14 protein-coding genes and 5 tRNA genes are annotated in these 19,100 nt (G+C 71.6%); 11 read left to right on the forward strand and 8 right to left on the reverse strand.

What is annotated here, in order from left to right; all coding sequences use genetic code 11:
- Positions 1 to 174: 174 nt before the first annotated feature.
- Positions 175 to 1,281: a Glu/Leu/Phe/Val dehydrogenase dimerization domain-containing protein gene (locus tag ACIGAQ_RS23210; RefSeq protein ID WP_311688304.1), complete on the reverse strand. Its 1,107-nt coding sequence runs from the start codon at positions 1,279 to 1,281 to the stop codon at positions 175 to 177.
- Positions 1,282 to 1,503: 222 nt separating this feature from the next.
- Between ACIGAQ_RS23210 and ACIGAQ_RS23215 the strand changes: the two genes are divergently transcribed.
- Both ACIGAQ_RS23215 and bldC read left to right on the forward strand, forming a co-directional pair.
- The gene (locus ACIGAQ_RS23215) at positions 1,504 to 2,349 is read left to right on the forward strand and encodes a hypothetical protein (protein WP_311688305.1); all 846 of its coding nucleotides are present in this window, start codon (positions 1,504 to 1,506) and stop codon (positions 2,347 to 2,349) included.
- A gap of 599 nt (positions 2,350 to 2,948) precedes the next feature.
- Positions 2,949 to 3,155, forward strand: a complete 207-nt coding sequence (bldC, locus tag ACIGAQ_RS23220) for a developmental transcriptional regulator BldC (RefSeq protein ID WP_003949541.1) — start codon at positions 2,949 to 2,951, stop codon at positions 3,153 to 3,155.
- A 455-nt stretch (positions 3,156 to 3,610) separates the two neighbouring features.
- Here bldC and ACIGAQ_RS23225 read toward each other — a convergent pair whose 3' ends face one another.
- From ACIGAQ_RS23225 to ACIGAQ_RS23255, 7 genes are all read right to left on the reverse strand, one after another.
- On the reverse strand, positions 3,611 to 3,814 hold the full coding sequence (locus ACIGAQ_RS23225; protein ID WP_362275624.1) for a DUF6274 family protein: 204 nt from the start codon (positions 3,812 to 3,814) through the stop codon (positions 3,611 to 3,613).
- A 182-nt stretch (positions 3,815 to 3,996) separates the two neighbouring features.
- Positions 3,997 to 4,071 (reverse strand) — tRNA-Asp (locus tag ACIGAQ_RS23230).
- 93 nt (positions 4,072 to 4,164) lie between these two features.
- Positions 4,165 to 8,109 (reverse strand): ATP-dependent RNA helicase HrpA, encoded by a 3,945-nt coding sequence (gene hrpA, locus ACIGAQ_RS23235; protein WP_399785598.1) that lies wholly within the window; start codon positions 8,107 to 8,109, stop codon positions 4,165 to 4,167.
- A 173-nt stretch (positions 8,110 to 8,282) separates the two neighbouring features.
- A tRNA-Phe gene (locus ACIGAQ_RS23240) sits at positions 8,283 to 8,356 on the reverse strand.
- A 24-nt stretch (positions 8,357 to 8,380) separates the two neighbouring features.
- Positions 8,381 to 8,455: transfer RNA gene (locus ACIGAQ_RS23245), tRNA-Asp, on the reverse strand.
- 35 nt (positions 8,456 to 8,490) lie between these two features.
- Positions 8,491 to 8,563 (reverse strand) — tRNA-Glu (locus tag ACIGAQ_RS23250).
- An 80-nt stretch (positions 8,564 to 8,643) separates the two neighbouring features.
- Positions 8,644 to 10,242 carry a metallophosphoesterase gene (locus ACIGAQ_RS23255; protein ID WP_399785601.1) on the reverse strand — a complete coding sequence of 533 codons (1,599 nt, stop codon included), beginning with the start codon at positions 10,240 to 10,242 and terminating at the stop codon, positions 8,644 to 8,646.
- Positions 10,243 to 10,325: 83 nt separating this feature from the next.
- On the opposite strand from ACIGAQ_RS23255, the gene ACIGAQ_RS23260 reads away from it, so the two are divergent.
- The 9 genes from ACIGAQ_RS23260 (at position 10,326) to ACIGAQ_RS23300 (ending at position 19,096) form a co-directional block, all read left to right on the forward strand.
- Positions 10,326 to 10,676: a metallopeptidase family protein gene (locus ACIGAQ_RS23260; protein WP_399785604.1), complete on the forward strand. Its 351-nt coding sequence runs from the start codon at positions 10,326 to 10,328 to the stop codon at positions 10,674 to 10,676.
- Between the two features lie 87 nt (positions 10,677 to 10,763).
- Positions 10,764 to 11,306, forward strand: a complete 543-nt coding sequence (locus tag ACIGAQ_RS23265; RefSeq protein WP_399785607.1) for a hypothetical protein — start codon at positions 10,764 to 10,766, stop codon at positions 11,304 to 11,306.
- Positions 11,307 to 11,767: 461 nt separating this feature from the next.
- Positions 11,768 to 13,927 (forward strand): DEAD/DEAH box helicase, encoded by a 2,160-nt coding sequence (locus ACIGAQ_RS23270; RefSeq protein WP_362275612.1) that lies wholly within the window; start codon positions 11,768 to 11,770, stop codon positions 13,925 to 13,927.
- Positions 13,928 to 14,076: 149 nt separating this feature from the next.
- Positions 14,077 to 14,149 (forward strand) — tRNA-Lys (locus ACIGAQ_RS23275).
- A 386-nt stretch (positions 14,150 to 14,535) separates the two neighbouring features.
- Positions 14,536 to 14,646 (forward strand): keywimysin-related RiPP, encoded by a 111-nt coding sequence (locus tag ACIGAQ_RS23280; RefSeq protein WP_311688311.1) that lies wholly within the window; start codon positions 14,536 to 14,538, stop codon positions 14,644 to 14,646.
- Between the two features lie 26 nt (positions 14,647 to 14,672).
- A complete protein-coding gene (locus tag ACIGAQ_RS23285; RefSeq protein WP_399785611.1) occupies positions 14,673 to 16,511 on the forward strand; it encodes a lasso peptide isopeptide bond-forming cyclase in 1,839 nt (612 codons plus the stop codon).
- A gap of 34 nt (positions 16,512 to 16,545) precedes the next feature.
- Complete coding sequence (locus ACIGAQ_RS23290) at positions 16,546 to 16,800, forward strand: lasso peptide biosynthesis PqqD family chaperone (protein WP_399785614.1); 255 nt, start codon at positions 16,546 to 16,548, stop codon at positions 16,798 to 16,800.
- The gene (locus ACIGAQ_RS23295; RefSeq protein ID WP_311688314.1) at positions 16,797 to 17,231 is read left to right on the forward strand and encodes a lasso peptide biosynthesis B2 protein; all 435 of its coding nucleotides are present in this window, start codon (positions 16,797 to 16,799) and stop codon (positions 17,229 to 17,231) included. The genes ACIGAQ_RS23290 and ACIGAQ_RS23295 overlap by 4 nt, the downstream gene beginning before the upstream one ends.
- A complete protein-coding gene (locus ACIGAQ_RS23300) occupies positions 17,228 to 19,096 on the forward strand; it encodes an ABC transporter ATP-binding protein (RefSeq protein WP_399785617.1) in 1,869 nt (622 codons plus the stop codon). The genes ACIGAQ_RS23295 and ACIGAQ_RS23300 overlap by 4 nt, the downstream gene beginning before the upstream one ends.
- The last annotated feature ends 4 nt before the right edge of the window (positions 19,097 to 19,100 follow it).

The raw sequence follows: 19,100 nt of genomic DNA on the forward strand, positions 1-19,100 counted from the left end.
CGTCGCCCGCATGACGTGCCCGCGCCCAGGACCTTCGAGGCGCCCCGTCCTCGCTGGTCAACCGCGATTTTAACCACTTATCGGCGGTCGACCCGCCGGGAGAAGTGAGAGTTCTCTCTAACTGCCCACCGGCGGGTACCGGCCAAACGTGCGAACCGCGGAACCCGGACCGGGTCAGCGCGCCCGGCGTGCCGCGGCCGCGTCGTGCATCCGCTGCTCGGCGATCCGGTCGGCCGCGGCGGCCGGCGGAATACCGTCTTCCTTCGCACGTGCGAATATGGCGAGCGTGGTGTCGTAGATCTTGGCCGCCTTCGCCTTGCACCGCTCGAAGTCGAAGCCGTGCAGCTCGTCGGCCACCTGGATGACGCCGCCGGCGTTCACCACGTAGTCCGGCGCGTAGAGGATCCCGCGGTCGGCGAGGTCCTTCTCCACGCCCGGGTGGGCGAGCTGGTTGTTGGCGGCGCCGCAGACCACCTTGGCGGTGAGCGCCGGGACCGTGTCGTCGTTCAGCGCGCCGCCGAGCGCGCACGGGGCGTAGATGTCCAGGCCCTCGACGCGGATCAGGGTCGCGGTGTCGGCGACGGCCGTGACGCCCTCGGGGTGCGCGGCGAGGATCCGCCCCACGGCGTCCTCGCGCACGTCGGTGACGACGACCTCGGCGCCCTCCGCCCGCAGGTGCTCGACCAGGTGGTGGCCGACCTTGCCGACGCCGGCGATACCGACCTTGCGGCCGCGCAGGGTGGGGTCGCCCCACAGGTGCTGCGCGGAGGCGCGCATGCCCTGGTAGACGCCGAAGGCGGTGAGGACGGAGGAGTCCCCGGCGCCGCCGTTCTCCGGGGAGCGGCCGGTCGTCCAGCGGCACTCCCGGGCGACGACGTCCATGTCGGCCACGTACGTGCCGACGTCGCAGGCGGTGACGTACCGGCCGCCGAGCGAGGCCACGAACCGGCCGTAGGCCAGCAGCAGCTCCTCGGTCTTGATCTGCTCCGGATCGCCGATGATCACGGCCTTGCCGCCGCCGTGGTCGAGACCGGCCATGGCGTTCTTGTACGACATGCCGCGGGCGAGGTTCAGCGCGTCGGCGACGGCCTCGGCCTCGTTCGCGTAGGGGTAGAAGCGCGTACCGCCGAGCGCGGGGCCCAGGGCGGTGGAGTGGAGGGCGATGACGGCCTTGAGGCCGCTCGCGCGGTCCTGGCAGAGCACGACTTGCTCATGGCCCCCCTGGTCCGAGTGGAACAGGGTGTGCAGGACATCAGCAGGTGCGCCGGTTACGTCGGTCACGGTGGTGACTCCTGAGTAAGTTGCGGCGGGTGGAGACAGGCCCCGTGCGGGTGGCGGGGACTGTTGAGCACGAGATTAGAGCCTGGTGGGCCCGCCGGCCGCACGGTGCTCAGGATCACCTCCGACCGGAGTACACCCGTGCGACGATTTGCATAGATTTCCCGCGCGATCGTGAGCGGGTTCCGCAGGTTTTCGCCGCGGTGCGCGGGGGAGGGAGCAGGCGTGCCCAAGGTGTCCTCGGTGATCGTCCCCTACGCGACCTACTTGCGCGTGTACGAACCGCTGGCCGCCTTCCCCGAGCCGGAGCGCGGCCACTGGGCCCGTTACGCACGCCGCCCGGACCGCCCCTCGTACCAGGACGAACTGCGCCGCGCCCTGGCCGACTTGGCGCCCACGCCGCCGGTCCCGGTGCCGGTGCACGAGAGCGAGGACGCCTTCGTGCTGGACGTGGACGGGGTCGTCTGCGTCTGCCCCTGGCGCACCCGGCTGCGCGGCTGGCTGGCCCTGGAGGACCTCTCGGACGAGCTCCCGCCGCCGGTCCTGGACGCGGTCCTGCCGCCCGTCCTGCGCCGTCAGGCCGCCCAGGACTACGAGCGCTGGCTGGCGATCAACCCCGACGCCCGGCCGTGGATCCGTACGGCGACCTGGCAGGTTCCGATCAGCTGGTTCGTGCTGGTCTCCGACGAGGAGCGCGAGTACGACAAGGGCGACAGCGTGGACAGCCCGCCCGTGCTGCGCTACCGCACCCCCATGGTCCAGGCCCGGCGGCGGGTGGCCCGGGGCCTGCGCGCCCTGCGGGAGGCCATGGACGAGGGACCGCTGATCGACGGCCTGCTGGACGTCGGGCGCTGGCTGGAGGAGTTCCACCCGCGCTCGCTGGTGGAGCTGGACTACGGCGGCCTGGTGCACGCCGTGCCGGCCGGGACGCTGGAGGACGACCACTCGGCCGCCGACGTCGCCGAGGGCATCGCCGCGCTGCGCCGGGGCGACGGCGCCGCCGCCGGGGTGGCGTACGCCCGGCTCGTGGAGCGGTGGCGATCGGTACGGGATCTGCGGTCGGCCAACTGACCCCTGACCACGCGATCCGTACGGACCGCTCGTGGTCGGTCACGAACTGACGTTTGACGAACCGCCCGATTTGGGGTTTCGTCCTCGCACCGAGTTCCTGAAGCGGGCTGTGCGTCTCCTGAGGCTTCGTCAACAAGGGACGTAGGACCCGATCCGGGCGTACCTCTCAAGTGGGCCAAGCGTGACGGACTACACGTACGTGGCCCTTGCGCCCCTTGCCCCTCCTCATGCCAAAATAGGACAAGGAGTCCGGGGAGGGCTCCTTCCGTCCCGTAGTGCTGCACTATGGGGGGAATCTCAGCATTGCACGCTTTGGGGGGTCTCGTGACTCCTGATCGCCGCTGTGACTGATCGTCACAGCGGCGTGACTGTCCGCTATGGCATGGTCCATCGGCTTCCGTGGCTGATGGGCACCTGGAGGGGCAATTCCATCGGTTTGGCCGACGCGGCTGGACAGATGGTGTAGTTGTAGTGCCGAGGACAAGCCGTTCGTCCTATAACCGACTCGACTCGCGTCCGCCATTTCGGGCAACGCGGGTCAAGGTGCAGAATTTAGAGGAAAGAACCGAGAAGGTTCGGTTCTCCCGAGGAGGCCGCTCATGACCGCTCGCACCCCTGATGCCGAGCCGCTGCTGACCCCGGCTGAGGTCGCCACCATGTTCCGCGTCGACCCCAAGACGGTCACGCGGTGGGCGAAGGCCGGCAAGCTCACGTCGATCCGCACGCTCGGCGGGCATCGGCGTTACCGCGAGGCTGAGGTCCGCGCTCTGCTCGCGGGCATTCCGCAGCAGCGCAGCGAGGCCTGAACAACTGAATACCGGGCAGAACGGTCCGTCCCCCAACTGGCCGTGACGTCCGGACCCACAGCTCCAAGCGACGCGGGGTCCTGCCCCAACAGGCCCCACGCCCAAGCCAGAGAGAGCTTTCCGGGCATGTAACAGGGTGCGTCGTCGGTCGCGCTGGACTCCGCCGGGTCCAGCGCGATCTTTTTTGTGTGCCGGGCACCGGCCGCCGGACCTGCTGTGAGCGGGCTTGTCGGAGTCTGGGGAGGGGTGTCGGATCAGCTGAGTGCGGCACCTCGGACAAGGTGCAATTGCACATATTAAATTGACCCTTTGTAGGAGGCGGGTAAGTACCGCACTTCCGGAAACTCATGCGGTGACACCCGTCACATACCAAGCGGCTTGTTAGCTCCGCCGCCGGTGCGGTAGAGGAGCCTGCGGCTCCAGCTTCCCTTGTGCGGACGGGTGTTGAGGGCGGCTCACGCGGGTGCGGGGCTCTCGTCCTCGGCGACCTCGTCCTGCGCCGGGCCGGCCTCCCGGGCCGTGCGCGGCGCCGATTCCATCGCCAGCCTCAGCAGGTGGTGGCAGATCGGGCAGTGCCGGGTGAGATGCCGGTAAGACGACGCGGCCGCCAGGTGCGCGCGGAGCAGGGCCCGCGTCTCGTGCCTAGCCGATGCCGCCATACGCCACCTCCGGGGGCCGTACGGGGAACGGCCCTGGTTCTGGGGTACCGACCGAATGAGGGGGCGTCAAGACGGCGCGTGGGGGCGCACGGAGCCATGGGGCGCCGACGGCCGGCCTGGGAACTCCAGAGCCCTCCGGGCATACAAAAGAGCCCGGATCCGAAGATCCGGGCTCTCTGCTGCGGTCCTGACGGGATTTGAACCCGCGGCCTCCACCTTGACAGGGTGGCGAGCACTCCAAACTGCTCCACAGGACCAGGTTTCGCGGCGCTTTTCGTGCGTTGCGCTGCGAGAAGAGACTGTACAGGAGGGTGGGCCCCCGGTCGAACTCACCCAGCGTGCACGGCCGGTCACGGAGCCAGCGCGTCGATCGCCTTCACGATCCGCTTGTCGGAGATCGGGTACGCCGTGCCGAGCGCGTGGGCGAAATAGCTGACCCGGAGCTCCTCCAGCATCCAGCGGACGTCCAGGACCTGCCGCGGCACCGGCCGGCCCTGCGGCATCTGCTCCAGGAGCCAGGCGTACTCGTCCTGCATCTCCTTGACCTTGTCCATGCGCGTGGTGTCGCGCTGGACGTTCGTCGGCATCTGCTGCAGCCGCCGGTCGGCCGCGACCAGGTAGCGCATCAGGTCCGGCATCCTGCGCACGCCCGCCTCCGTGACGAAGCCGGGCTTCACGAGGGCGTCCAGCTGCCCCCGGACGTCCTGGAGGTTCGGCAGCAGCGCGGGGCTGCGTACGGCCTTCAGACGGCGCTCACAGGCCTGCCAGGCGGCCAGGACCTGCTGCACCTGCCCCACCGTGCGGACGGTCGTGTCGACGATCTCCGCGCGCACCTTGTCGTACAGCTTCCGGTACGACTCCTCGTCCCACGCGGGGCCCCCGAAGTCCCCGATGAGCTTGTCCGCAGCCGCCATCGCGCAGTCGTCGAACAGGGCCTGCACCGACCCGTGCGGATTCGAGGACAGCGCGAGCTTCTGCGCGTTGGTCAGCTTGTCGGAGGCGAACTTCGCGGGGTTCACGGGGATGTTGCGCAGGATCAGACGGCGCGTGCCCTTCCACATCGCCTCGGCCTGCTCGGCCTCGGTGTCGAAGAGGCGGACCGAGACCGTGTCGCCGTCGTCCACGAGCGCCGGGTACGCCTTGACCGGCTGGCCGGCCCTGCGCGTCTCGAAGACGCGCGTGAGCGTGCCGATCGTCCAGTCGGTGAGGCCCTTGCGCTCCAGGGACTCGCCGCCCTGCCGCTCGGCCGTGGCCGCCGCGGCCTGCGAGAGCGCCTTGCGGGCCTTGGGCTTCAGCCGGAGCTTGAGCGCCTCCAGGTCCTTGTCCTCGGCCAGCTTGCGGCGCCGCTCGTCGACGATCCTGAACGTGATCTTGAGGTGCTCGGGCACCTTGCCCCAGTCGAAGTCCGTCGCGTCGAAGGGGACTCCGACCATGAGCCGCAGCTCGCGGGCCATGGTGGTGGTGAGGGGCTCCTGGAGCGGCACCGCCCTGTCCAGGAACGCCTTCGCGTAGTTGGGCGCGGGCACGTAGTTGCGGCGGATCGGCTTGGGCAGGGAGCGGATGAGCTCCGTGACCAGTTCCTCGCGCAGGCCCGGGATCTGCCAGTCGAAGCCCTCGTCCGTGACCTGGTTGAGGACCTGGAGCGGGATGTGGACGGTCACGCCGTCGGCGTCCGCGCCCGGCTCGAACTGGTACGTCACCCGGAACTTGAGGTTCCCCTGGCGCCACGAGTCGGGGTAGTCGGCCTTGGTGACCTCACCCGCCTTCTCGTTGATGAGCATCTCGCGCTCGAAGTCGAGGAAGTCGGGCTGCTCGTGCCGCTTGCGCTTCCACCAGGAGTCGAAGTGCGCGCCGGAGACGACGTGTTCGGGGATGCGCCGGTCGTAGAAGTCGAACAGCGTCTCGTCGTCGACCAGGATGTCCCGGCGCCGGGCGCGGTGCTCCAGCTCCTCGACCTCGGTGAGCAGCCGGCGGTTGTCCGCGAAGAACTTGTGGTGCGTGCGCCAGTCGCCCTCGACGAGCGCGTTGCGGATGAACAGCTCGCGGCTGATCTCCGGGTCGATCCGGCCGTAGTTGACCTTCCGCTGCGCCACGATCGGCACGCCGTACAGCGTGACCTTCTCGTACGCCATCACGGCCGCCTGGTCCTTCTCCCAGTGCGGCTCGCTGTAGGTGCGCTTGATGAGGTGCTGGGCGAGGGGTTCGACCCACTCCGGCTCGATCTTCGCGTTGACCCGGGCCCACAGGCGGGAGGTCTCGACGAGTTCGGCGGACATCACGAACCGCGGGGGCTTCTTGAACAGGGCCGAGCCGGGGAAGATCGCGAACTTGGCGTTGCGGGCGCCCAGGTACTCGTTCTTCGCGCCTTCCTTCACGTCCTTCATGCCGATGTGGGACAGGAGGCCGGCGAGGAGGGAGAGGTGGATGCGGTCGGCCGGGGCGTCGTCCTCGTTGAGGTGGATGCCCATCTGCTTGGCGACCGTGCGCAACTGGCTGTAGATGTCCTGCCATTCACGGATGCGAAGGAAGTTGAGGTACTCCTGCTTGCACATCCGGCGGAACGAGGACGAGCCGCGCTCCTTCTGCTGCTCGCGCAGATAGCGCCAGAGGTTGAGATAGGCCAGGAAGTCGCTGGTCTCGTCCCGGAAGCGGGCGTGCTGCTGGTCGGCCTGGGTCTGCTTGTCGGCGGGGCGTTCGCGCGGGTCCTGGATGGACAGCGCGGCGGCTATGACCATGACCTCGCGGACGCAGCCGTTCCTGTCCGCCTCCAGGACCATGCGGGCCAGGCGCGGGTCGACGGGCAGCTGGGCGAGCTTGCGGCCGGTGTCGGTGAGCCGTTTGCGGGGGTCCTTCTGCGCCGGGTCGAGGGCGCCCAGCTCTTGGAGGAGCTGTACGCCGTCGCGGATGTTGCGGTGGTCCGGCGGGTCGATGAAGGGGAACTTCTCGATGTCGCCGAGGCCGGCCGCGGTCATCTGCAGGATGACGGAGGCGAGGTTCGTCCGGAGGATCTCCGCGTCCGTGAACTCCGGGCGGGCGTTGAAGTCGTCCTCGCTGTAGAGGCGGATGCAGATGCCGTCGGACGTACGGCCGCAGCGGCCCTTGCGCTGGTTGGCGCTGGCCTGCGAGACCGGCTCGATCGGCAGGCGCTGCACCTTGGTGCGGTGGCTGTAGCGCGAGATGCGGGCGAAGCCGGGGTCGATGACGTACTTGATGCCGGGGACGGTCAGGGACGTCTCGGCGACGTTCGTGGCGAGAACGATCCTGCGGCCGGTGTGCGGCTGGAAGACGCGGTGCTGCTCGGCGTGGGAGAGCCGGGCGTAGAGCGGCAGGATCTCCGTGAAGCGGTAGTTCTTCTTGGTCAGGGCGTCGGCCGTGTCGCGGATCTCCCGCTCGCCGGAGAGGAAGACGAGGATGTCGCCCTGGCCCTCCTTCTGGAGTTCCTCCACGGCGTCGATGATCGCGGTGATCTGGTCGCGGTCGGCGTCGTCGCCGTCCTCCTCCAGGAGCGGCCGGTAGCGCACCTCCACCGGATAGGTACGGCCGCTGACCTCGATGATCGGGGCGTCGCCGAAGTGCCGCGAGAACCGCTCCGGGTCGATCGTCGCCGAGGTGATGACGACCTTGAGGTCCGGGCGCCTGGGCAGCAGCTGGGCGAGGTAGCCGAGCAGGAAGTCGATGTTGAGGGACCGCTCGTGGGCCTCGTCGATGATGATCGTGTCGTAGGCGCGCAGCTCGCGGTCGCTCTGGATCTCGGCGAGCAGGATGCCGTCCGTCATCAGCTTGACGAAGGTGGCCTCGGGGTCGACCTGGTCGGTGAAGCGGACCTTCCAGCCGACGGTCTCGCCGAGGGGGGTGTTCAGCTCCTCGGCGACGCGCTCGGCGACGGTCCGGGCGGCGATCCGGCGCGGCTGGGTGTGCCCGATCATGCCGCGCACGCCCCGGCCCAGCTCCATGCAGATCTTGGGGATCTGCGTGGTCTTGCCGGAGCCGGTCTCGCCGGCGACGATCACGACCTGGTGATCGCGGATCGCCGCCGCGATGTCGTCCTTCTTCTGGCTGACCGGCAGCTGCTCGGGGTACGTGACCTCGGGCACGCGGGCCCGGCGCCGGGCCATCCGCTCCTCGCCCTTGGCGATCTCCGCCTCGATCTCGGCGAGCACGGCGGCCCTGGCCTCCGGCTTGCGGATCTTGCGCGCACCTTCGAGCCTGCGCCCGAGCCGCTGCGCGTCGCGCAGGGACAGCTCGGTCAGGCGGGGGGCGAGGGCGCCGAGGGCGGGGGCGGATTGTGTAGACATACGGGATCCAGGATCTCATCCCGGGGAAATTCATGGCTAACGCTTTTGCCCCGGGGTGGGGGCGGTGCCGCCCGCCCTGCTCCGGCGCCTCGGATCGGAGGAGGCGTGAGCGGCACGAAAGAGCCCCTCTCCGGAATCCCGGAGAGGGGCTCAGGCCCTGGTGAGGCCGGTTGTGGCTGGGGCCGGGGTCGAACCGGCGACCTTCCGCTTTTCAGGCGGACGCTCGTACCAACTGAGCTACCCAGCCACGAGGTTTCACGTGAAACCTCAGCGGTCCTGACGGGATTTGAACCCGCGGCCTCCACCTTGACAGGGTGGCGAGCACTCCAAACTGCTCCACAGGACCAAGCTTCGTACGACAGTGTCGCACAGGGTGGTGCGTGCCCCCAACGGGATTCGAACCCGTGCTACCGCCTTGAAAGGGCGGCGTCCTAGGCCGCTAGACGATGAGGGCTATCGGCCCGCCTGGGCGCTTCTCAGCGCGTCGGGGACGTGAGAAGCATATGGGATGGCGGGAGCTATCGCCAAAACGGTTTAGGGGGAGGGGGAGGGCGAGCCCTGCGGGGAGGTGCTCGGGGAGCTGCTCGGGACCGCGCCCGGGGACGGTTCGGCGCCGGGCTGGTTCTCCTCCGGGAGGTGGCGGCTGACCTCGGCCGTCGTGAGGCCGAGACCGCCCAGTTCGATCTCGTCCCAGGCCTGGAGATGGCGGGTGTCCCGGTCGAAGTAGAGGATCGACGCCTCGATCGGGTCGGGGTGCTTGCCCTCGATGGCGCGCAGGCCGCTGCCGCCCGTCGAGCCCTCGATGCGCAGCCGGGTGCCGTACTTCAGGACCTCCGTCTCGTCGTGGTGCAGGTGGCCGGCCAGGACCAGGGGGACCTCGCCGTCGACCTCGCGGGCCGCAGAGGGCTCGTGGGCGACGGCCACGTCCACCGGGGTGCCCGCGGCGCGCTGGTCGCGCAGGGCCGTGGCCAGACGGGCGCCCGCGAGCTCCTGGGACTGTTCGGCCCCGGCGCTCCTGGAGCGGTCCGGGGTGAACTGCGGATCGCCGATGCCCGCGAAGCGCAGACCCTTGATCGTCTTCGCCCGGCCGTCGTCCAGGACGTGGACGTTCCTCAGGTCCTCCAGATAGCGCTGGGTGATCATCGAATCGTGGTTGCCGCGGACCCAGACGTAGGGGGCGCCGAGGTCCTCGATGGGGTCGAGGAAGCCGTTCTCGGCGGCTGTGCCGTGGTCCATCGTGTCGCCCGAGTCGACGATCACGTCGACCTGGTACTGCTCCACGAGCGAGGCGATGATCTTCCAGCTCGCCGGGTTGAGGTGGATGTCCGAGACGTGCAGGACCCGGATGGTGGAGGGGTCGGGCGCGTACGCGGGGAGCGTCGAGGTGGCGTCGTAGAGCTTGGTCACATTGGTGACCAGGCGGGCCAACTCCTTCTGGTAGACGTCGAATTCCGTGACGATGCTGCGCGCGTTGCCGACCAGGGAGGGGGCGGAGGTGAGCAGTCCGGAGAACTTGGGCTCCAGGACCGAGTCCGGGCGCCAGGTCGCGTACGCCGTGCCGCCCGAGGCGACGAGGAGGGTGAGGGCCAGGCCGCCGGCGGCCATCGCGCGGCGCGGGCGGCGGTAGACCGCGAGGCCCAGGGCGGTGGCGCCCACGACGACCGCGACGCCGGAGCGCACCGCCAGATCGAGGGTGCCGCGGCCGACGTCCTCGGCGACCTCGTCCTGGAGGCCGGAGAGCCGCTCGGGGTGATCGACCAGGGCCCGGGAGCGGTCGGGGTCGAGCTGGTCGACGTTGACGTCCAGACGGACGGGGGCGATGTGGCTGTCCAGCTCCAGGGCGCCCAGCGGCGAGATGTTGATCTTCGTCCCGCCGGTGAAGGACGGACGCAGCGTCATCGTCGTGTTCATGGGGCCGACCGGGACGCGGACGTTGCCCACGACCAGCAGGCCGAGCCAGGCGCCGACCAGGACGACGGTCACGAGTCCCACCGCGCGGGTCCAGGGGTGCGGCTGCGGTACGAGTTCGATCGTGGTGGGCGCCTGGCGGGAGCGGTAGTGGCGGGCCAGGGCGCGCGGGGCCCTGCGGATCGGGTTCAGGACACTCAGGACTGCGGCGGGGACGCGGGCCATTGGTCCCGTATGCCCAAGTCCGGGGCCGGATATGCGGCGCCGGGAGGCTCTCGTGGGGCGGTGTCGTGGCCGACAATGGGCCTGTGCTGGAGATGACGCGCGAGGAGTTCGAGGAACTGGTCGCCGAGGCGCTCGACCGGATCCCGCCGGAGCTGATGCGACTGATGGACAACGTCGCGGTGTTCGTCGAGGACGAACCGCCGGCGGACGATCCCGAGCTGCTCGGGCTCTACGAGGGGACGCCGCTGACCGACCGGGGCGAGTGGTACGCCGGGGTGCTGCCGGACCGGATCACCATCTACCGGAACCCGACCCTGCGGATGTGCGAGTCGCGGGAGGACGTCGTCGCCGAGACGGAGATCACCGTCGTGCACGAGATCGCGCACCACTTCGGCATCGACGACGAGCGCCTTCACGCCCTCGGCTACGGCTGAGCGGGTTGTGAATACGGGGCGCGTGTCCTCTTGTGGGCGGCGGGAGTTGGAGGTGTTGACTCCATCACCCCTCCCGGAGGTGGCCCCGTGCGCCCCTTGTACGTACCCGTCCGCCTGGCCGCCACCGTCGTGGCCGTCGCCGCTGCCGCCGGCTGTATGAGCGTGGGCGACGACGACGCGGGCGGGCGCGTCAAGCCGTCTCACTCCGCCGGGCAGCGGGGCGGTGAGGCCTCCGGCGGCGGCTCGACGGTGTCGGGCGGCGCCGGAGGCTTCGGGGCCGCGGCGGCCGACGGCGAGCGCGGGCACGGCAAGGGCAAGAAGGGGAAGAAGGGCGAGCGGGGCGGGCCGGGGGAGTCGGCACCGCCGGAGGCGTCGCCGACGCCGGACGCGAGTGCGTCCGCGCCGGGGGCCGCCGGTCCGGGCAAGCCCGGCAAGCCGGGGAAGCCGACGCCGAAGCCGCCGGCCCAGCCGACGCCCACCCGGACGACGGAGCCGGAGCCCACCCCGACGCCCCAGGAGCCGACGACCTCTCCCGAGCCGACGCCGGAACCCTCCTCGTCGGCGCACGAGCCGCCCGGACCACAGCTGGCCCAGCGCGAGCCCGCACCGGAGGCCGGAGCACCCGCGTAGGCGCCCGGGCGGGCCTGTCGTCGGTGTCCGGAAGGCGCCTGTCGTCGACTGCAGCGAGCTCGCACCGGAGGCCGCAGCTCGGCGTGGTGCCCGGGCAGGGGTGTCGGGGGTCCGGACAGGGTCTGCCGTCGGGTGTCCGGAGGTGCCTGGGTCTTTCCGGCTGTGTCGGGAACAGATGTGGGGGGTGGTTGGTTGAGGACTCCGGGAAGGCGCCTCGGCACCCTGGTGCGTGGGCGTGTTCCCGCTGTCCCCGACTCGGTCCGGTTTGCGTGACACGGCCCGGACTGCGTATGGTGGCAGATCGTTTGATCCCATCTTGCCCGGCGCCACCGCAGAGCGCGCCGTGTGGCGCGTACTCTCCCTTGCCGTGGTGGACCGCATTGAGGCGGTCGTATTGCGAATCGCGAATCACGGAGTTGACGGGCGCGTGCCGACGAGACTCCGGAAGGTTTCGCATTCGCATGTCCATCGCCAGTACTGATCACGTCGTCGTGCCCGAGAACGAGGCAGCCGACACCACCCCCGACACCGCCCCCGAGATCACCTTCGCGGACCTCGGTCTGCCCGAGGGCGTCGTGCGCAAGCTCGCGCAGAACGGCGTGACCACCCCCTTCCCGATCCAGGCCGCGACCATCCCGGACGCCCTGGCCGGCAAGGACATCCTCGGCCGCGGCCGCACCGGCTCCGGCAAGACCCTCTCCTTCGGTCTGCCGACCCTGGCGCAGCTCGCCGGCGGCCGCACCGAGAAGCACAAGCCGCGTGCCGTCATCCTGACCCCGACGCGCGAGCTCGCCATGCAGGTCGCCGACGCCCTCCAGCCCTACGGCGACGTCCTCGGCCTGAAGATGAAGGTCGTCTGCGGCGGTACGTCCATGGGCAACCAGATCTACGCCCTGGAGAAGGGCGTCGACATCCTGGTCGCCACCCCGGGCCGGCTGCGCGACATCATCAACCGCGGCGCCTGCTCCCTGGAGAACGTGGAGATCGCCGTTCTCGACGAGGCCGACCAGATGTCCGACCTGGGCTTCCTGCCCGAGGTCACCGAACTGCTCGACCAGGTCCCGGCCGGCGGCCAGCGCATGCTCTTCTCGGCCACGATGGAGAACGAGATCTCCACGCTGGTCAAGCGTTACCTGACCGACCCGGTCACGCACGAGGTCGACAGCGCCCAGGGCAACGTCACGACCATGTCGCACCACATCCTCATCGTGAAGCCCAAGGACAAGGCACCGGTCACCGCCGCGATCGCCTCCCGCAAGGGCCGCACGATCATCTTCGTCCGCACCCAGCTGGGCGCCGACCGTATCGCCGAGCAGCTGTGCGACTCCGGTGTGAAGGCCGACGCGCTGCACGGCGGTATGACGCAGGGCGCGCGCACCCGTGTGCTGGAGGACTTCAAGAAGGGCTACGTCAACGCGCTCGTCGCGACCGACGTCGCCGCCCGCGGCATCCACGTCGACGGCATCGACCTCGTGCTGAACGTCGACCCCGCCGGTGACCACAAGGACTACCTGCACCGCGCGGGCCGCACCGCGCGCGCCGGCCGGACCGGCACGGTCGTCTCCCTCTCCCTGCCGCACCAGCGGCGCCAGATCTTCCGGCTGATGGAGGACGCGGGCGTCGACGCCTCGCGCCACATCATCCAGAGCGCCGGCGCCTTCGACCCGGAGGTCGCCGAGATCACCGGCGCCCGGTCCATGACCGAGGTCCAGGCCGAGTCCGTGGGCAACGCCGCGCAGCAGGCCGAGCGTGAGGTCGCCCAGCTCACCAAGGAGCTGGAGCGGGCGCAGCGCCGGGCCGACGAGCTGCGCCAGGAGGCCGACCGGCTGCTCGCGCGGGTCGCCCGTGAGCGCGGCGAGGAGCCCGTGGCCGCGGACGCCGAGGCCGGGGACGCCCCCGTCGCCGTCGAGGTGTCCGTGCCGGAGCAGCCGACCGCCAAGGACGTCGAGCGTCAGGACCGCGCCGAGACCTCCGCGCCCTACGAGCGCCGGGAGCGGCGTGAGGAGCGCGGCGGGGCCGGGCGCGACCGGTACGCCGACCGGGACCGGTCCTTCGACCGCGACCGCTCCTTCGACCGTGACCGGGACCGCGGTGGCCGTTCGTTCGAGCGTCGTGACGACCGTGGTGGGCGTTCGTTCGAGCGTCGTGACGACCGCGGTGGCTTCAACCGCGACCGTGACCGCGACCGTGGCGGCCGTTCCTTCGAGCGTCGTGACGACCGTGGCGGCTTCCGCCGGGACGACCGGGCGGACCGGGGCGACCGCGGTGAGCGCGGCGGCTTCCGCCGCGACGACCGGGGCGACCGCGGTGGCCGTTCCTTCGAGCGCCGTGACGACCGTGGCGGGCGTACCTTCGAGCGCCGTGACGACCGCGGTGGCTTCAACCGCGACCGTGATCGCGGCGGCTTCCGCCGGGACGAGCGCGGTGGCCACCGGGGCAGCGACCGTCCCTTCAACCGCGACCGCCGGGACGACCGTCCGGGCTTCCGCTCCGGCGGCCACGACCGTCCGGGCCACGACCGTCCTGGCCACGACCGCCCCTACGGCCGTCGTGACGACCACCGCGGCGGCGGCTCCTTCGGCCGCCGCGAGGACAAGCCGCGCTGGAAGCGCAACGGCTGACACCCACGCGTGACGAGCGCCGTGGCCCCGCCCGGGGCCACGGCGCTCGGCCGTTCCAGCCCTGTTTCGCCCTCCGGCACGGCCGGTACCCCGATACCCGATCGGAGACTCGGCGTCGTCCGGCTATGCTCGTGGGGGCAACATCGCCCGGGCCCTTAGCTCAATTGGCAGAGCAGTGGACTTTTAATCCATTGGTTGTGGGTTCGAGTCCCACAGGGCCTACCGTCGGCCCCGGGTCGGAGTGCATCCGACCCGGGGCCTTCGCGTTGCGCGGGGTCTGGTCCGAAGCGCGGCAGGAGCACGCGCGCACGAGCCCGTGCGCCTGGCGGCTCCCTCACGGACACCCGGCGCCGCTTGTCGGCCGGTGACCCGTCTCCCGGCCCGGGCCCGCACGTCGGAGCGTTTCTGCAGGTCCATGGGCCGACCGGTCGTCCCTCGTACGACGTCGGACGAGGTCCCCGCGTGCGGTCCGGCGTACCGGCTTTCTCCACTCTTTTCATATGATCTGACGGTCTCTCATGCCCTTGTCCCGCACGCCGGTCGTGCAGCTAGCTGGGTGCTGCGCCCCGTGTGAGCGGTCGCGCAACCGCATCAGAGGAGGAGAGATCATGAAGAAGGCGTACGAGGCCCCGACCCTGGTCCGGCTGGGGAGCTTCCGCAAGAAGACGGGTCTCCTGCAGCGCTCCGGCAACGACCGGCTGATCCTCAGCAAGAACTGACGGGCGACGGTCACTGACCCGACGTCATGAATCAACTGCACGCGAGTGCGGGGACGGGCCCCGGCGACGCGCACTTCACGGTCTTCACCGACCGGGAGGACGCGGCCGCCGTGGCCCGCTCCTTCGCCCACCCCGGGACCCGGACCGTTCCGCACCCCTCCGGCCGGCCCTGGCTGGTCGGCCGATGGGCCGACGAGGAGATCGTCACCGCGCGGGCCGGCCGCGCCGCCCTGGCCGTCGTCGGCTGCTGCCCGGTCGAGCCCGCCGAACTGCGCCGGTACGCCGAGCGGTTGCGCGATCTCGCCGAGGCGGACGCGCTGGCACGCTCCCTGCCCGGCAGCTTCCATCTGGTCGCCGCCCTCGACGGCCGGATCCGGGTGCAGGGGACCGCCTCCGGGCTCCGGCTCGTCTTCCACGCCACCGTGGACGGCGTACGCGTGGCCGCCACCCGCGCCGACGTCCTGGCCGGCGCGCTCGGCGCCGAACCGGACCCGGAGCGGCTGGCCGTGCGGCTGCTGTGGCCCACCCCCTACCCGCTGTCCGAGACGTCGCTGTGGCGCGAGGTCACCGCCGTGCCCCCGGAGGACGCGCTGTTCCTCGGGGCGGACGGGCGCGCAGCCCGGCACGCGCGCTGGTGGACGCCACCGGAGCCGGTCCGCCCGCTCGCCGACGGCGCGCCGTCGGTCCGGGAGGCCCTCACCGCGGCCGTCGACGCCCGGACCCGGGCGGGCGGCGTGGTCAGCTGCGACCTCTCCGGCGGCCTGGACTCGACCTCCCTGTGCTTCCTGGCCGATCACTCCGCCGCCCGCGTGGTGGCCGCCACCTGGCCCGGGCGCGATCCGGCCGACACCGACCTGTACTGGGCGGAACAGGCCGCCAAGCACCTGCCGGACGTCGAGCACGTGGTGTGGGACGCCGACGCCTCGCCGCTCGTGTACGAGGACCTGCTCACCATCGACGACCTGCTGGACGAGCCCACCATCGGGGTCATGGACCGCTCCCGCGTCCTGCACCACCTGCCGGCCCTGGCCGAACGGGGCAGCAGGCTCCATCTGACCGGCGTCGGCGGTGACCACGTGGCCTGGTGCTCCGAGGCGTACTACCACCGGCTGGCGCGTACCCGGCCGCTGTTCGCGTGGCGGCAGCTGCGCGGCTTCCGGGCCTTGTGGCAGTGGCCCCTCGGCGACACGCTCAGGGCGCTGGCCGACTCCCGGTCGTACGGCGGGTGGCTCGCCGAGGCGGCGGGGCGGCTGCGCGCGCCGTCCCCGGCGAACGTCACGACCAGCCTCGGCTGGGGCATGCCCCCACGTCTGTTCGACTGGGTCACCCCCGATGCCGAACAAGCCGTGCGCCGGGCCCTCGCCGAAGCGGCGGTGACGGCCTCACCGCTGCACCCCGACCGCGGGATGCACGCCGACCTGGAGCAGATCCGCTCCTGCACGCGGATCATCCGCCAGTGGGACCGCATGGCCGCCGGGGCCGGGGTGCCGATGGCCTCGCCGTTCCTCGACGACCGTGTCATCGAGGCCTGTCTGGCCGTGCGGCCGAGCGAGCGCGTCTCGCCCTGGCGGTACAAGCCGCTGCTCACCGCCGCGATGCGGGGCGTCGTGCCCGAGGTGTGTCTGCGGCGCACCGACAAGGCCGCGGCCTCGATGGACGCCGCCGAAGGGCTGCGCACGCACCGCGCCGATCTGCACGCGCTGTGGGAGGACTCCCGGCTCGAAGCGCTCGGCCTGGTCGACGGCCACGCCCTGCGCCGCCTCGCCCGGCGCCCGGCCACCCCCGGGCTGCGCGACGCCATCCTCTACTCGACCATCGCCGCCGAGGTCTGGCTGCGCGGACTGTCCCGCACCCCCGCCCTCTGAGAACGAACGCCACACCGGAGAAAGGCAGTCGCCCATGGCATTGCGGTTCGGCCCCGACGTCTCCACCGCGGAGACCGCGTACGGCACCGTCCTGCTGGACGAGCGCAGCGGTGACTACTGGGAACTCAACCCCACCGCCACCCTGGTGGTCACCACCCTCCTCCGGGGCGGCGACGAGGCCGCGGCGGCCGACGCGCTCGTCGCCCGGTTCGACGTCGACCGGGCCGGCGCGGAGCGCGATGTCACGGCGCTCGTGCGGGAGTTGCGGGAAGCGGGGCTGGTCCGATGACGACCCCCAGCGCCCTGGAGCGTCCCACCGGTGTGCCGTTCACCCGGCGGCTGGCCGCCCGCCTGGTGCTCCTGCCCGCCCTCGGGCTGTCGCTGCTGCCACCGCGCCGGATCCGTGCGGTCCTCGGCGTCCTGCGCCGCGGAGCGGTACCGGCCACCGCCGCTCAGGCCCGGGACGCACGGGACGCCCTGTGCGCGGTCAGCCTGCGCTGCGCCGGCCCCAAGGGCTGCCTGCCGCGGTCCCTGGGCGCCGTCCTGCTGTGCCGGCTCGGCGGGACCTGGCCGGCCTGGTCCACCGGGGTACGCGTCGTCCCTCCGTTCACCGCCCACGCCTGGATCGAGGCGGACGGACGTCCCGTGGGCGAGGGGGTGCCGGACGACTACTTCGCCCGGCTCATCACCGTCCCCGCCGTGCGCCGCACGGACCGATGACCGTCCGCGCGGCGCAGCAGGACCACGCGGCCGGCCCGGCGGCGGACCCGGTCAGCGGTGACGGCGGAGGGCCGGACCGCTCCACCCGGGCCGCCGTCCGCACCCTGTACGGGCTCACCGCCGGTCACCGTTCCTCCATCGCCGTCGCCTGCGTCCTCACCCTGGCCGGCTCGGCGCTGGGACTGGCCCAGCCCCTCGTCGCGAAGGAGACCGTGGACGTCAGCGGCGGCGGCCACCTGTCGTGGGCCCTGCTGCTTCTCCTGGGCGTCCTGTTCGCGGCCGAGGCGGTGACCGGCGCGGTGGGCCGGTTCGTCCTGGAGCGCACGGGCGAGGGCGTCGTACGGCAACTGCGGCACAGCCTGGTGGCGCGGCTGCTGCGGCTGGAGATGCGCGAGCACGACCGGCACCGCACCGGTGATCTGATCTCCCGGGTGACCGTCGACACCACCGTGCTGCGGGAGGTGGTCTCCCAGGCCCTGGTCGACCTGGTGACCGGCGCCCTCGTCGCGGCCGGCGCGATCGCCCTGATGCTGTGGCTCGACGCCCTGCTGCTGGTCCTGGTCGCGACCACGGTCGCGGTGGCGGCCCTGGTCGTGGCGTCCCTGCTGAAGGGCATCCGGGCCGCCTCGGAGCGGATGCAGAGTTCCGTCGGCGCGATCGCCGCCGACCTGGAACGCGCGCTCGGCGCACTGGCGATGGTCCGGGTGCACCGCGCCGAGGAGCGCGAGGCCCGGCGCATCGGCGAGCGGGTCGAGGCGGCGTACGGCGCGGGCGTACGCACGGCGAAACTCGCGTCGGTGATGAGTCCGGCCGTCGAACTCGCCGTCCAGGGATCGTTCCTGATCGTCCTGGTGATCGGCGGCCTGCGCGTCGGCGGTCACTCCGCCTCCCTCGGCGACCTGGTCGCCTTCCTGCTCTACGCCTCCTACCTGGTCCTGCCCCTGTCGTCGGTCTTCCGCGCGGTTGGTCTGATCCAGCGGGGCATGGGCGCCTACGCGCGTGTGGAGCAGGCACTGACCCTGCCCGCCGAGCCGGTGGAGCCGACCACGCCCCGGTGCCCCGGCGCCGCCCCGGCCGTACGGGCCGTGCCGCGCGAGGAGCCCGTCCTCGAACTGCGCGACGTCACCTTCGGCTACGACCCGGACCGGCCGGTGCTGCGCGGCGTGGACCTCACTGTCCCGTACCGGCGCCAGACCGCCCTGGTCGGCCGGTCGGGCGCCGGGAAGAGCACGGTCTTCGCCCTGGTGGCGCGGTTCTACGAGCCGGACTCCGGAGCGCTGCTGTTCGACGGGTTGCCCGCCACCGGACTGACCCGCGCCGCGTGCCGGGCCCGTATCGCCGTCGTCGACCAGAACACCCACGTCGTCCACGGCACGCTCCGGGACAACATCACCTACGCCGTGCCCGACGCCCCCGAGGCCGAGGTGCGGCGCGTCGTGGAACTCGCCCGGCTCGACGACGTGGTGCGCCGGCTGCCCGGCGGCCTGTCCGGCATGCTCGGCGAACGCGGCGGCACCCTCTCGGGAGGCGAGCGCCAGCGCGTCGCCCTGGCCCGGGCGCTGCTGGCCCGCCCCCGGCTGCTCCTGCTGGACGAGCCCACGTCCCACCTGGACGCCATCAACGAGAGCGCCCTCGCCCGGGTGATGAAGGACGTGGCCGGCGAATGCGCGCTGCTGGTGATCGCGCACCGGCTCTCCACCGTGCAGCACGCCGACCGGATCGTCGTACTGGAGGACGGGCGCGCCGCCGCTTGCGGCACGCACGAGGAACTGCTCGCCGTCAGCCCCGTCTACCGCGAACTGGCGGCGGGTCAGATGCTGCGTCCGGCCTCCGGACCGCTGCCCGCCGCGGGGACCGCCCGGTAGGGGT

This window comes from Streptomyces sp. NPDC085932 (assembly GCF_044540525.1).
Classification (GTDB): Bacteria; Actinomycetota; Actinomycetes; order Streptomycetales; family Streptomycetaceae; genus Streptomyces; species Streptomyces levis.